The 13,117-nt window shown below is 66.1% G+C and carries 11 protein-coding genes; 6 read left to right on the top strand and 5 right to left on the bottom strand.

Going from position 1 to position 13,117, the window contains the following annotated elements; genetic code table 11:
• Positions 1–10: 10 nt before the first annotated feature.
• Together glnT and K7711_RS32855 are read right to left on the bottom strand one after the other, a co-directional pair.
• Positions 11–1,348 carry a type III glutamate--ammonia ligase gene (gene glnT / locus K7711_RS32860; RefSeq protein WP_235748179.1) on the bottom strand — a complete coding sequence of 446 codons (1,338 nt, stop codon included), beginning with the start codon at positions 1,346–1,348 and terminating at the stop codon, positions 11–13.
• 39 nt (positions 1,349–1,387) lie between these two features.
• Entirely contained in the window at positions 1,388–2,578 is a 1,191-nt protein-coding gene (locus tag K7711_RS32855) for an NAD(P)/FAD-dependent oxidoreductase (protein WP_222974273.1), read from the bottom strand.
• Between the two features lie 264 nt (positions 2,579–2,842).
• On the opposite strand from K7711_RS32855, the gene K7711_RS32850 reads away from it, so the two are divergent.
• The gene (locus K7711_RS32850; RefSeq protein WP_222974272.1) at positions 2,843–4,189 is read left to right on the top strand and encodes an ammonium transporter; all 1,347 of its coding nucleotides are present in this window, start codon (positions 2,843–2,845) and stop codon (positions 4,187–4,189) included.
• 62 nt (positions 4,190–4,251) lie between these two features.
• Here the strand turns inward: K7711_RS32850 and K7711_RS32845 are convergent, their stop codons facing one another.
• Positions 4,252–4,917 carry a helix-turn-helix domain-containing protein gene (locus tag K7711_RS32845; protein WP_222974270.1) on the bottom strand — a complete coding sequence of 222 codons (666 nt, stop codon included), beginning with the start codon at positions 4,915–4,917 and terminating at the stop codon, positions 4,252–4,254.
• Between the two features lie 125 nt (positions 4,918–5,042).
• Here K7711_RS32845 and K7711_RS32840 point away from each other — a divergent pair, with 125 nt between their 5' ends.
• The gene (locus K7711_RS32840) at positions 5,043–8,297 is read left to right on the top strand and encodes a protein kinase domain-containing protein (protein ID WP_222974267.1); all 3,255 of its coding nucleotides are present in this window, start codon (positions 5,043–5,045) and stop codon (positions 8,295–8,297) included.
• A 63-nt stretch (positions 8,298–8,360) separates the two neighbouring features.
• Here K7711_RS32840 and K7711_RS32835 read toward each other — a convergent pair whose 3' ends face one another.
• Positions 8,361–8,564: a hypothetical protein gene (locus K7711_RS32835; protein WP_222974266.1), complete on the bottom strand. Its 204-nt coding sequence runs from the start codon at positions 8,562–8,564 to the stop codon at positions 8,361–8,363.
• 372 nt (positions 8,565–8,936) lie between these two features.
• Between K7711_RS32835 and K7711_RS32830 the strand changes: the two genes are divergently transcribed.
• Together K7711_RS32830 and K7711_RS32825 are read left to right on the top strand one after the other, a co-directional pair.
• Positions 8,937–10,217 carry an ATP-binding protein gene (locus K7711_RS32830; protein WP_222974264.1) on the top strand — a complete coding sequence of 427 codons (1,281 nt, stop codon included), beginning with the start codon at positions 8,937–8,939 and terminating at the stop codon, positions 10,215–10,217.
• A gap of 307 nt (positions 10,218–10,524) precedes the next feature.
• A complete protein-coding gene (locus K7711_RS32825) occupies positions 10,525–11,466 on the top strand; it encodes a class I SAM-dependent methyltransferase (RefSeq protein WP_308015058.1) in 942 nt (313 codons plus the stop codon).
• A gap of 19 nt (positions 11,467–11,485) precedes the next feature.
• Here K7711_RS32825 and K7711_RS32820 read toward each other — a convergent pair whose 3' ends face one another.
• Positions 11,486–12,142: a cyclase family protein gene (locus K7711_RS32820; protein WP_222974262.1), complete on the bottom strand. Its 657-nt coding sequence runs from the start codon at positions 12,140–12,142 to the stop codon at positions 11,486–11,488.
• 204 nt (positions 12,143–12,346) lie between these two features.
• Between K7711_RS32820 and K7711_RS32815 the strand changes: the two genes are divergently transcribed.
• Positions 12,347–12,580: a metallothionein gene (locus tag K7711_RS32815; RefSeq protein WP_222974260.1), complete on the top strand. Its 234-nt coding sequence runs from the start codon at positions 12,347–12,349 to the stop codon at positions 12,578–12,580.
• A 245-nt stretch (positions 12,581–12,825) separates the two neighbouring features.
• A complete protein-coding gene (locus tag K7711_RS32810; protein WP_222974258.1) occupies positions 12,826–13,047 on the top strand; it encodes a hypothetical protein in 222 nt (73 codons plus the stop codon).
• Positions 13,048–13,117 lie beyond the last annotated feature (70 nt).

Genomic DNA, 13,117 nt, shown 5'->3' with positions numbered 1-13,117 from the left:
GAATCGGGGGTCAGAACGCCGTGAGGTAGTGGTCGATCTCCCACGCGGACACCGTGTTGTGCCAGGTGAAGAACTCCTCGCGTTTGCGTTCAGTGAAGTAGGCGGCCACACCGGGCCCGGCGATATCGAGCGCGGCGGTGAGCACGGGGTCGGCGTCGAGGGCGTCCGCGGCGTGCACGAGGGTCATCGGCAGCATCCGATCGCCGCCCTCGCCCGGCCGTCCGGGGGTGAGTCCGCGGTCGATGCCGTCGAGTCCGGCCGCGATCGCCGCCGCGGCGGCCAGATAGGGGTTCGCCGAGCCGTCCGCACCGCGCAACTCGATCCGATTGTGATCGGGGACGCGCAGGTAGTGGGTGCGGTCGTTGCCGCCGTAGGTGGCGTAGCGCGGCGACCAGGTCGCGCCGCTGCTCGTGGTGGTGGCACCGGTTCGCTTGTAGGAGTTGACCGTTGGTGCGATCACCGCCTGCAACCCGCACGCGTGGTCGAGCAGACCGGCCAGGAACGCGTACGCGATCCGCGACAGGCCCAGCCCGTGCGTGTCACCGGCGCCGGGGAACAGCGGCTCGCCTCCGCGCCACAGCGACAGGTGCAGGTGCATGCCCGAGCCAGTGCGATCGGCGAACGGCTTGGGCATGAATGTCGCTGTCATTCCGCGCTTCTCGGCGATCACGGACAGCAGGTACCGGGCGGTGATCACGCGGTCGGCGGTGGTGAGCGCGTCGGCGTAGTCGAAGTTCTGCTCGAACTGACCGTTGGCGTCCTCGTGGTCGCTGGCGTAGTTGCCCCAGCCCAGCGCGTTCATCGCCGTCGACACCTCGGTGAGGTGGTCGTACATCCGGGTCACGTCACGCGCGTCGTAACAGGGCTGGCGGCTGATATCGGCGCGGTCGGCGGTGCCGAGCGTGCCGTCCGTATCGCGGTCGACGAGAAAGTATTCGACCTCGGCGCCCACATTCACGGTGAAGCCGCGTTCGGCGGCGCGTTCGAGGGTGCGCTGCAGGATCGCCCGCGGTGCAAACGGCCACGGCTCGCCCGCCACGTACGGGGTGCAGTGCACCAGCGCCAGTCCCGGGCGCAGGAACGGCACGGGGGTGAACGACGTGAGATCGGGCCGGGCGACCAGATCCGGATCCCGTGGTTGCTGGCCCATCATTCCCGCGGCGTAACCGGCGAATCCGGCGCCCTCGGCCTCCAGTTGATCGAGGGCGGCGACGGGGACCAGCTTCGCGCACGGCTTGCCGGACAGGGTGGTGAACAGCGCGAGTACGAAGGTGGTGTCGGTCGCCTCGGCGAGCCGGGTCAGTGAGGTATCGGTGGTTATCGGTGTGACGGTGGCGGCATCGGGCATGGCGGTTTCTCCTGCGATACTCATGTGATCGGTTGTTACTCAGCGCATTTCGCCAGCACCGTGGTATGGGTGCGGACTCAGCAGCGGTGCGTTCTCGGCGAATCGCGAATAGCGGAAGTCGGTGGCCTCGACGCCGGGCAGGGTGGTGGTTCCGTCGAGCAGCAGATCGGCGACCAGGCGCCCGACTGCGGGGGAGATCTTGAAACCGTGGCCGGAGAATCCGGTCGCCAGGAAGAGTCCGGGTGCGGGGGAGGGGCCGATGATCGGGTTGTAGTCCGGGGTGACGTCGTAGGCGCCGACATAGCTTCCACTGATTCGAGGGTCGGGCATGTTCGGCAGCCGGTGATCCAGCTTTCCGATGACCTTCTCGATGGTGCTGTCGTCGGCGTGGTTGGTGTAGTGGTCGGGGTCGATGTACTCGGGTGCGACGTGATCGCTGTTCCCGGCGAGGATTTCGCCGTTCGGTTCGCGGCACAGATACTGCAATCCGGCCAGGTCCGACAGGACCGGGACAGGCGGGAGCGGCTCGCCCTGATCGACCAGGACCAGTTGGGCGCGTTGTGCTTTCACCGGGACATCGACGCCGACGGTGGCGCCGAGCGCGGCCGACCAGGGACCGGCCGCGACGATCACCGTTCCGGCGTGGACCTGCGTCCCGTCCGCGAGCGTCGCGCCGTAGACCGTGCCGCCCGAATCCTGTAGCAGCGCCGTCACTTCGGTGCTCTGCCGGATTCGCACGCCCAGCAGCCGGGCCGCGGCCGCGAACGCCATCCCGGTCAGATGCGCGTCGCCGCGGCCGCCGCGCGGCTCGTAGGCCAATGCGGCGAAATCATCGAGCCGCAGGCCCGGCCACAACTGCGCCATCTCGTCGTGATCGATGAAGTCGACGTCGATGCCCAACTGCTGCTGCATCACGACATTGGCCTTCAGCGGCTCGACGTTGTCCGGGCCGACACCGACGACGTAACCGCACTGGCGGAAACCCATGTCGTCACCGAATCGTTCTGCTGCCGTGGCGAATACCTGCACGCCGTACCACGACATCGCGGCCAGCGACGGGGTGCCGTAGTGGCAGCGCACCACGCCACTGGATTTGCCGGTCATGCCCGAGCACAGCGTGTCGCGCTCGACCACGAGTACGTCGGTGGCGCCGCGATCGGCCAGTGACCAGGCGATGGCCAGGCCCTCCAGTCCGCCGCCGACGATCAGGTATTCGGTGGTCTCGGTCATGCCACATCCTCGGTGAATCCACTGTCTGTCATCTGAGGTGAATCGATGTTGACTGTCATGAAACATGGCGGACATGACGGCGAGGTTTCCTGAGCATCACGAAACGATGTCTACTGCTGGTGGACAACGCTCTACGCGATCCTGCGGCGATTAACCATGGATTCACATTCGAGTCGGCTGTCGCAACATCCGCCATGTTCACTCTTGTGAGACGCCGATTCCTCATAGGCGTCATGAAGGCTCTCTGGAAAACAGGTGATCACGATGAATCAGGCAGTCGCCGCCGACACGGCGTGGATGCTGGCCGCCTTCGCGGCCGTATCCCTCATGGTGGCCGGGCTCGCGTTGTTCTACGGCGGGATGGTCAGCGTCCGCAACACCCTCAACATGGCGATGATGATCTTCGGCGCGCTGGCCGTGGTCGGCGTGCTGTGGATCGTGGTCGGATATTCGGCCGCATTCGGCAATTCGCTCGGCGGACTCGGGCTTCTGGGCGACCCGTTCGAGTACTTCGGTTCCTCGGGGCTGCTCGCCGCGCCGGCCGGTGCGTTGCCACCGGCGGTGGTGTCGGCGTTCCAGCTGCTGTTCGCGGCGATCACGGTCGCGTTGATCGCCGGTGCGGTGGCCGATCGGATGAAGTTCGGGTCGTGGCTGGTGTTCGCGGGACTGTGGGCGGTGCTGGTGTATTTCCCAGTGGCGCACTGGGTTTTCGCGTTCGACAGTAAGGACGGCTCGGTCACCGGTGGCTGGATCGCCAACAAGCTGAAGGCGATCGACTTCGCCGGCGGCACGGCGGTGCACATCAACGCCGGCATCGCCGGACTCGCGCTGGTCCTGGTGCTGGGCAATCGGCAGATATTCCCCAATGCACCACGCCCGCACAGCCTTCCGCTGACCATGCTCGGGGCCGGGATGCTGTTCTTCGGCTGGTTCGGGTTCAACGGCGGCTCGGCGTTGTCCGCCGGGAACTCGGCGTCGGTCGCGGTACTCAACACCCTCGCCGCCTCCTGCGCGGGCATCTGCGCCTGGTTGGCGGTGGAGAAGGTACGCGAAGGCCGCGCCACCTCTCTCGGCGCGGGGTCCGGACTGATCGCTGCGCTCGTCGGCATCACCCCGGCGTGCGGTGCGGTCTCACCGCTGGGCGCGCTCGTGGTGGGCGCGGTCTGCGGTGCGGTCTGCTGCCTCACCGTATCGCTCAAATACCGGCTGAAACTGGACGATTCGCTCGACGTCGTCGGAATCCACCTGGTCGGCGGCATCCTGGGGACGCTGCTGATCGGGCTGCTCGGCGATCCGGCCGCGCCCAATGCGGTGGCCGGGCTGTTCTACGGCGGTGGACTGAATCAACTGTGGCGCCAGGCCGTTGCGGTGCTTGCCGTGCTGGCGTACTCGTTCGTGGTCACCTGGATCATCGCCAAGATCATGCACATGGTCCGCGGTATCCGGATCGATCGGGACAGCGAGAGCGAGGGGCTGGACGTCGCGGTGCACGGCGAAACCGCCTACGTGCTCGACACATTCGCGACCGCCACGGCACCGGCCCAGGCTGCCGATGCGGTGGCCGCGGCCGAATCCCTCACCGCCGCGGCCGAATCCGCCACCCGGAACTGATTCCGGTGTCCCGCCCGCCGCGGAACCACGGCGGGCGGGGCGTCCGCCACGGCGCGATGCGGCTATTCGACGTGGTTGTCCGGGTAGGCCGTCACCGCCAGGAATCGGATCGGCAGCCGCACGAGTTCGTTCGGCCCGTGCGGTCCCTCGCCGTCCAGGAGAAGCGAATCACCCGGGCGCAGTGTGTATTCCGCGTCCCCGTGGCCGTACACCATGACACCCTCGAGCATGTGCAGCAACTCGGTGCCGGCATGCTGGAACAGCGGGAAGGTCTCGCTGGACTCGGTGAGCGTGACCAGCACCGGCTCCAACCTCTTGTGCTGGCCCCGCAATCCGCCGAGCAGTTCGTAGTGGTGGCCCACGCGCGTGCCGCGGCCCACGATCACCGCGCCATGACCGGCGGGGGTGAACACCGCCTCTCGTTCGGCGTCGGCCCCGCGGAACAGCGACGTCACCGGAACGTCCAGTCCGGCGGCCAGTCGCGCCAGCGTGGACAGGCTGCACGAGGTCTGCGCGTTCTCGATCTTCGACAGCATCGCCTTGGAGATCCCGATCTTGGCCGCGGCCTCTCCGACGGTGAGACCGCTGGCCGCGCGCAGCCGCCGCACCTGATCGCCGATGACCCGCTCCAGCCCGAGCTGGGTGGCCGCGTCCGGGTAGACCTCACGCTGTACCGGCGCCGGATCACCGGTGTCACGGTGCTCGCGGCGGATAGCTGGCTGACTCATGGTCACCAGTCTATGACCCACAGTTTCCTGCTAGTAAACAGACAACGCGTTTCGCCCGATCTGGTCCGGAGTGGACTGCGGGGATATTCTGATTGGCGCCCACGGGGTTGGGTCATGAGTAGCCGATGGTTGAGAGCGATCCGTTCCAGACACAGCGTGATGTCGGCATCGATGTCATCACGGAGCTGGCTGCCGCTGGTTTCGAGGATGCGGAAGAGATCGGCCGGGGCGGGTTCGGCCAGGTGTATCGCTGTACCCAGCTCGGCATGGACCGGATGGTCGCGGTGAAGGTTCTCACCGGCGGGCTGGAGGAGAATCGCGAGCGTTTCTTCCGTGAGCAACGCGCGATGGGGCGGCTGACCGGGCACCCCAACATCGTCGACGTGCTCGAGGTCGGTGAGACTGTGCGCGGGCTGCCTTATCTGGTGATGCCGTACTGTGCGCGAGGCGCGGTCGATGCACGCATTCGCCGCGACGGCCCGCTGCCGCTGCCCGAAGTGCTACATCTCGGGGTGAAGATCGCCGGCGCGCTGGAAACAGCGCATCGGGCCGGCGTGCTGCACCGTGATGTCAAACCGGGCAATATCCTGCTCACCGACTACGGCGAACCCGCGCTGACCGACTTCGGGATCGCCCACATCGACGGGGGATTCCGGACCGGGACCGGCACGGTCACCGGTTCGCCCGCGTTCACCGCGCCGGAGGTACTCGCCGGGGATCCGCCGAGCCGGGCCTCCGATGCGTACGGGCTCGGAGCCACCCTCTTCTGTGCTTTGACCGGCCATGCCGCGTTCGAGCGCCGCAGTGGTGAGCAAGTGGTCGCGCAATTTCTGCGAATCCTCGAGCAGCCGGTGCCCGATCTGCGTGCGGGCGGCATGCCCGACGACGTGTGCGTGGTGATCGAGTCGGCCATGTCGCGCGACCCGCAGAACCGCCCGACCGCTGCGGAACTGGGCGAACAACTGCGGCAGGTGGAACGCGATCACGGTTTCGCCGTCGACGAGATGGCCCTGCGCGGCGAACCGGGACCCGACCGCGCATCACCCCACGTGCTGGTACTCGCGGCGGGAAACGGCATCGAAGGAAACAGCATCGGGAATCTGCCGCTGGAACTGACCAGCTTCGTCGATCGACGGATCCAGGTCGCCGATGTCAAGGGCCTGCTCGCGGAGTCGCGTCTTGTGACGTTGACCGGCATCGGCGGAGTCGGCAAGACCCGGCTCGCACTGCGCGTGGCGCACAAGGTGAAGGACGATTTCGCCGACGGCGCGTGGCTGGTCGAGCTGGGTGATCTACGGGATGAAACATTGCTCGCCGACGTCGTGGCCGCGGCCCTCGGGCTGCGCAACCAGAGCGCCAAGCCCATGTCGGAGGTGCTGGCGGAGCGGTTGGCTTCGCGTGCCGCGCTGGTGGTGCTGGACAACTGCGAGCATCTGATCGATGCGGTCACGAAGCTGGCCGATGTGCTGCTGCGGTCCTGCCCGCAGCTGCGGATTCTGGCGACCAGCCGCGAGGCGCTGAGTCTGGGCGGGGAAGCGGTGTACGCGGTGCCGCCCTTGGCAATTCCCGATGCGACGGACAAGCCGGCGCCGCGGGCGGCGGCACGCTCCGACGCGCTGGCCCTGTTCGCCGAACGCGCCGCCGCGGCCGTACCCGGGTTCGAGATCACCGTCGACAACCGGCTCGCCGTGGCCCGGATCTGCGCCCACCTCGACGGCCTACCGCTGGCGATCGAACTGGCAGCGGCCCGATTACGGACGATGTCGCCCGAGCAGATCCTGGCCCGGCTCGACGACCGATACGCCCTGCTGACCCGCGGCAGCCGTCGAGCCCCGAAGCGGCAGCAGACGCTGCGGTGGTCCATCGGCTGGAGCTATGACCTGTGCACGCCCGTCGAGCAGCAGCTGTGGAACCAACTGTCGGTGTTCGTCGGCGGTTTCGAACTCGAGGCCGCCCAACAGGTGTGCAGCGTCGACATGACCGAGCCGGAACTGCTCGATGCGCTGTCCGCGCTGGTCGACAAGTCGATCCTGATCCGCGGCGAATCCGACGGCACGATCCGTTTCCGGATGTACGAGACCGTCCAGGAATACGGCAGGGATAAAGCCGCTGAAGGTAGCGGATACCTGGAATATGCTCGGCGGCAACGAGATTGGGTCGGGCGGTTGGCGGCCGCAGCACACGCGCAATGGGTCGGTCCGCACCAGTTGCGGTGGGTTGCCCGCTTGGAGCGAGAGCTGCCGAATATTCGAAAAGCGTTGGAGTTCAGCCTGTCGGAATCGGACGGGAGCGCGTTGCGGATCGTCACCGACCTGTACATGTTCTGGACATTGCGCGGGCGCCTGGGTGAGGGCCGCCGCTGGTGTGAACGCGCGCTGGACCGATCGCCTGATGCGCCGGTCGTGGATCGGGCGAAGGCACGTCTCGCGGCCTGCACGATAGCCGCCATGCAGGGTGACATCCCGGGCGCGGCCGACAATGTGGCACAGTTTCGGACCCTGGCCGAGCAGACGACCGACCCGCTGGTGGGGGCCTTGCTCGCCCACGCCGAGGCAAACCACATTGTCGGCGGCGGCGATGGTGATCTGGCTCGCGCGGGTAGCCGTCTGGCCGCGGCCCTGGACCTCTACGAGATGTCCGACGACCTCAGATTGCAGGTGGACGCCAGGATCTCGCTCGGCTGGGCGTACGCACTACAGGGGGATATGCCGCGCGCCCTCGCCTGTCACGAAAGAAACGTGGCGATCACCGAATCCGCGGGTGAGACGATGCTTCGCGCGTGGGGGTTGTGGGGCATGGGATTCGCCGTGTGGCGGAGCGGCGCTCCCGACCGTGCCGCGCACCTGTTGCAGGACGGTATTCGGGCAGCGCAGCTGGTCGCCGATCCGCTCGTCCCCGCTGCCTGCGTGGAGGCACTGGCGTGGATCGCGATCGAGGAGCCCGAGGCGCGGCGCGCTGCTGTCCTGCTGGGCGCGGCCGATATGCTGAGCCGCATCGTCGGTGGCGTCAGCTTCATGTTCGCGAATCTCATTGTGTACCACGAGAAATCCATCCACGACGGCCGCGAGATGCTCGGCGAAGAAGCATTCGAGGCGGCCCGCGGGCAAGGCGCCGCGATGAGCGTCGATACCGCGGTGAGCTACGCGCTGGGCGAGCGATACGAAGATGCGCCGGCCCCTTCGGAAGCAGTGAAGCTGACCAAGCGTGAGCGTCAGGTCGCGGGTCTCGTCGCGCAAGGCCTGACCAACAAGGCGATTGCCGCCCAACTGGTGATTTCGCAGCGCACCGCCGAGGGGCACGTGGAGCACATCCTGACCAAACTGGGATTCAATTCGCGCGCACAGATCGCTGGATGGATCGCCGAGCAGTCTGAACCCTGAACCTTCGGGCCTCCTTGCGCGCGTGCCACCGAACACTTCGACATCGATGCGAGCGCGCCGAGCTTATTCGGCTCCGACGCCGATCTGCTGTTGCAACCGTAGCCGGACGCCGGGCGCCTGTTCTTCGATCACGGTCGCCAGGTGGTCGGCCGCCACCGTCGCCGCGTAATCCGAGACCAGGAAGGTGAATTCGCGGGTGGCGGCCCTGGGTCGAAGGTGGGAGCCGAGTCGAAGACCCGCCGGATTCCGGCCAGCGCCCGATGACACGCTGGGTGGGGGAGGGGGTCGAAAACGGCTGGACATCTCAGCGCCTGGCGGGTTGGTCGAGACGGCGGCGCGACGATGTGCCGCGGCAGTGGCGGGCACACGCCCTGGCGTCGTGATTCCAGCGTTCGAGTCCGGGTGAGCGGGATCGGTAGACGGCGCCACGGACCGGTCGATCCGCTTGATAAACAACAGTATCGACATATGCGCATCTAACTATCGGAGATCAACAAGTCAACATAACCACCGAAAAACACACGGACGGGAGGGGGCGACCCGTGAGGCTGCGTGGACTCGTTGCTCGAATGCTGCGCGGGTGTTTACTGAGGGGAGCGGTTCGGTGTGATTACCCTTCGATGGCCGTTCGAGGTTTGTATGCCGGTATGGCGACTGCGCGAATTTCGTGACGCTGATCTGGATCAGGCGATTCAGATCTGGGAGCAGAGCCGTGCGGCCGGTGGGGATGAGCCGGTATTCGCATTGGCGGAGGTGCTCGCGTCCGCGCGGGCGGGGCAGCCGGCTGTGGTGGCCGAGGTCGGCGAGGAGATCGTCGGTATGGCGGTCGCGCAGATTCAGGGTGAGCGTGCGTGGGTGCTGTTGGTGGCGCTGGGTGCCCAGTGGCGGCGGCGCGGTATCGGCAGTGCGTTGCTGACCGAACTGGAGCGGCGGCTGCGTGCGGATGGCGTGCGGCGGATCTGCACGCTGGCCCCCGAGGGAGCCACCGGATCGGTTGCGTTCGAGAACTCCGGGTACCAGCGCAGGACCGGTTTGGTCTATTACGAACTGGTCGAGCCGTTGGCGCCCGCGCAGGCCGGTTTGCTCACCGAATTGGGTGGGCGCCTGTTGCCTCCCGGCCTGTGGCAATCGATGGGGGGAATGGACCGCGAAAAGGAGATCATCGAGCGACGGATCGTGCTGCCGTTGGCGAATCCCGATGTCGCTGAGCGTTATCGGGTTCGGCCACCCAAGAGCGTCATCCTGTTCGGGCCGCCCGGTACCGGTAAGACCAGCTTCGCGAAAGCTGTCGCTTCGCGGCTCGGGTGGCCGTTCGTGGAGTTGTTTCCCGCTCGGCTGGCCACGACGGCCGGTGGCGGACTGGCGGCAGCACTGCGCGAGGTGTTCGCGGAGCTGGCCGAACTCGATGAACTGCTGCTGTTCATCGATGAGGTGGAGGAGATCGCCGGTGCCCGCGACGGCAAGGCGACCAGTCCGGCCCATGGTGTGACGAACGAACTGCTCAAGCTGATACCGGTTTTCCGGGAGGACTACAGCCGCCTGCTCATCTGCGCGACCAACTCGGTGCGTTCGCTGGATTCGGCGTTCCTGCGGCCGGGCCGTTTCGACTACGTGATACCGGTCGGCCCGCCCGATGAGCCCGCGCGTGCAGCGATCTGGCAGCGATACCTGGGCCCGGCTGCCGAGACCATCGACCTCGACCAGCTGGTGAGCGCTACCGATCACTTCACGCCCGCGGACATCGAGTACGCCGCCCGCTCAGGGGCGCAGTCGGCGTTCGAACGTGCGATACGTGAGAAAACGAGCGAACCCGCGCGCCTCGAGGATTATCTGTCCGCCGTCGCCAATACCCGCCTGACCCTGACGCCGCAGATCTTGACCGCGTTCGACCATGATCAAGCGAACTACACCCGGCTGTGAAACCCAGCTGGGGTGATAGATCATTGCCGGCTGTTGATCGTGTTTCGGCGCTCGGAATTTTGTCGTGTGGGCCGATCGTGGCGATGACAGTCGAACGCGTCGGCTGAATGGCCGCTGAGCGGACATTGGTCGTGGTGATGAGGTCTTCCGTCCCTTATCTCGACACGCCGCGCCAGGCAATGTGGACGCAACGGATACCCCGCCGACACGCCGATCCCGAGAGAGATGACACGACGATGCGCACCGGCTTCGAGTTCTATCAGCGCCTGCAGCGGCTGGTACGCGAGTGTGAGAGGGATCCGCGATCGTGACTGTTGATGCCCCCGTGCTGAGTGAGGTCATGTCTCGCGATGAACTGCCGGATGAGTTCTTCGCCCTGTTCCTCGACCGGACCCGCACCTACAGTTGCGCGCTGTGGACTCGCCCGGACGACACCCTGGAACGCGCTCAGTCGGCGAAGATCGACCTCGCGTTGGCTCAGTGTGATCTGCAGCCGGGGATGACGTTGTTGGATGTCGGCTGCGGTTGGGGTTCGACCATGTTGCGGGCCATGGACACCTACGGGGTGAACGCGATCGGGTTGACCGGCAACTGTCACCAGTACCGGTACGTGCGAGATCAGCTCGCCGACCGGCTGATTCGCGGCCGCCCCTACGGCGGGGTACGGCGGCAGGAGTGGGCTCAATTCGACCGCCGCCCGGACCGAATCGTGTGCATCGGCACGCTGGAACACCTTGCCCCGCAACGCTATCCCGATTTCTTCGATTTCGCCTACCGGATGCTGCCCGAGGACGGAGTGCTGTTGGTGCAGACCGTCGTCGCACCGGGCCGCGATCGTTCCGATGCCCAGCGGACGGAGTTCGCGGACACCGATCTCGTTCGTGCCCCTGGCGTCATCTTCCCGGCCGATCGACTCCTGCCACCGACCGGCCGCAGCCCCAAAGGGATTGCCGAGTACGCGGCAGATGCCGGATTCGCCATCACCAGAATCGGCAAACTGGGACCGCACTACACGACCACACTGCAGAGCTGGGCCTGCGCTCTGCACGAGCGCCGCGACCGGGCGATCGAACTCGCCGGGCAGGGCACCTACAACGCGTACATCAACTCCATGACGGGGTACGCCGACGACTTCCGCAGCGGTCACCTCGACGTCATGCAGTTCACCTGCACAAAGTCCACCGCACTGCAGCAACCCGTGCCGTGCTCGGTTGTGCCTCGCGATATCCCGGCTCCGGCGATCACTTAGCGAAGGCTGGAGAATTGGGCTAGGAATCGGTCCAGGCGACAGCGCGCAACGGAAACGAGCTCATCCCGCGCACAGGCGCCGGTAGTGCGACCAGCCTGGCGCCGATGTCGGGAACCGCGCCCAGGTTCGTCATCTGCTCGATGATCGGAATGCCCGCACCGAGCAGCGCATGGTGGCACGGCCGCGTCGGCAGCGACGTGTCGTCGATATCGAGCGAATCGATTCCGACCAGCGCTACGTTGGCAGCGACCAGTGCATCCGCGACCTCGCCGACCAGAAAAGGGTGGCCCGGACTCCGGTACGCCGGCGAACCCCACCGGGCCGACCATCCGGTGTGCACGAGCACAGCCTTGCCCCACAACCGCGCGGGATCTCCGAGCACATCCGGCCCCACCGCGCGGGTCCCTACCGCGCGGATCATCACTATCGCCACGTTGAGCAGCCGTTCGAGCGGCAACTGGGCGATATCGGCACCATCGGCGTGGAAATGAAAAGGCGCGTCGATATATGTCCCGGTATTGCCGACCATATTCACGCGTGCGATGTCGTAGGTCATCCCGATCAGCTGCGACCGCTCACGCGAAAGCTCTCTGGTGATCTGCGGACCTGGCAGGCCGGCACAGGTGATCATGCCGTCCGAGATCGGATGAGACAGCTCCACAACCACCTTGCTCATACAGGGACCGTACCGGCCGATCCCGCTGTGTGAGCAGACAAGAAGCGAGTTCACCTACAAGTAGCTGACAACGACTGGAGATAGCCGCAGTCGGATGCGAGCCGCCAGTCAACTGCCGATGGCCAGAGTATTGGCGGCGAAGACGCTTTGTCGCGACACATCTTTTTCGAACGCTGAACGGTAGCTAGGGCATATCATTGCTGAATGGCCCAATGTGAGGTTTGCGGCAACGAGTACACGATGGCATTCACGGTCGAGGCGCAGGGCGCCCGGCACGTATTCGACTGCTTCGAATGCGCTATCCACAGGCTGGCACCTATCTGCGAGCACTGTCAGTGCCGGATCATCGGCCACGGTGTGGAGGCGAACGGGCGCTTCTTCTGTTGCGCGCACTGCGCGTTGTCCGAAGGCGCCAAGGGGCTGGTCGACCACATTTGACGATATTTCGGAGATCGCTTCACGGGCTACGGCACCCAAGTTATCGGCAGGTCGCCGAGAAACGGCACGCTGCGCGCTTCCAGATGGCGCCGATGTCAGTGGTATTGACCGTTTTCGCCGTTATGAGGGGCATGCGCTGGGGGACTCGCCGGAAGATTGCCACATGAGCGTGCGGAGTGGATAGGGTGGCATCCGCTCGGCGCGTGTGCCCACAAGCGGGGGATTCTGATGGAGGAAAGGAAGCGATGCCAGTAGCTCTGAATGCCACTGCGGCACAGCTGGTGAGGGATATCGTGGCCCGGTACGGTTCCTTGGACGCGTTCTGCGCCCGCCTGCGAGGTAGCGTCGAGAATCCGACCGAGGAACTACGCCGCATCACCGGCACCTGGGCGGGGTCCGGGGCGTCTCCAGCACCGGTGCGGGCCGAGCGCGAGGGGGACGGCGGCAGGCACCGATCGCAGCGGTGAGCGTTGATGACGCGGTCCACTGCGCATGTGCTTGATTCGCACAAGCGAAACCTATTGTGCTGTAGGTCGT

Origin of the sequence: Nocardia coffeae (assembly GCF_019890715.1) — a bacterium.
GTDB lineage: Bacteria > Actinomycetota > Actinomycetes > Mycobacteriales > Mycobacteriaceae > Nocardia > Nocardia jiangxiensis.
This window is presented reverse-complemented; position numbering and strand designations above follow the sequence as displayed.

Bases quoted from the DNA above. Each gene is read 5' to 3' on its own strand.
- glnT (WP_235748179.1), bottom strand. From the start codon at position 1,348: ATGCCCGATGCCGCCACCGTCACACCGATAACCACCGATACCTCACTG.
- K7711_RS32855 (WP_222974273.1), bottom strand. From the start codon at position 2,578: ATGACCGAGACCACCGAATACCTGATCGTCGGCGGCGGACTGGAGGGC.
- K7711_RS32850 (WP_222974272.1), top strand. From the start codon at position 2,843: ATGAATCAGGCAGTCGCCGCCGACACGGCGTGGATGCTGGCCGCCTTC.
- K7711_RS32845 (WP_222974270.1), bottom strand. From the start codon at position 4,917: ATGAGTCAGCCAGCTATCCGCCGCGAGCACCGTGACACCGGTGATCCG.
- K7711_RS32840 (WP_222974267.1), top strand. From the start codon at position 5,043: ATGGTTGAGAGCGATCCGTTCCAGACACAGCGTGATGTCGGCATCGAT.
- K7711_RS32830 (WP_222974264.1), top strand. From the start codon at position 8,937: ATGCCGGTATGGCGACTGCGCGAATTTCGTGACGCTGATCTGGATCAG.
- K7711_RS32820 (WP_222974262.1), bottom strand. From the start codon at position 12,142: ATGAGCAAGGTGGTTGTGGAGCTGTCTCATCCGATCTCGGACGGCATG.
- K7711_RS32815 (WP_222974260.1), top strand. From the start codon at position 12,347: ATGGCCCAATGTGAGGTTTGCGGCAACGAGTACACGATGGCATTCACG.
- K7711_RS32810 (WP_222974258.1), top strand. From the start codon at position 12,826: ATGCCAGTAGCTCTGAATGCCACTGCGGCACAGCTGGTGAGGGATATC.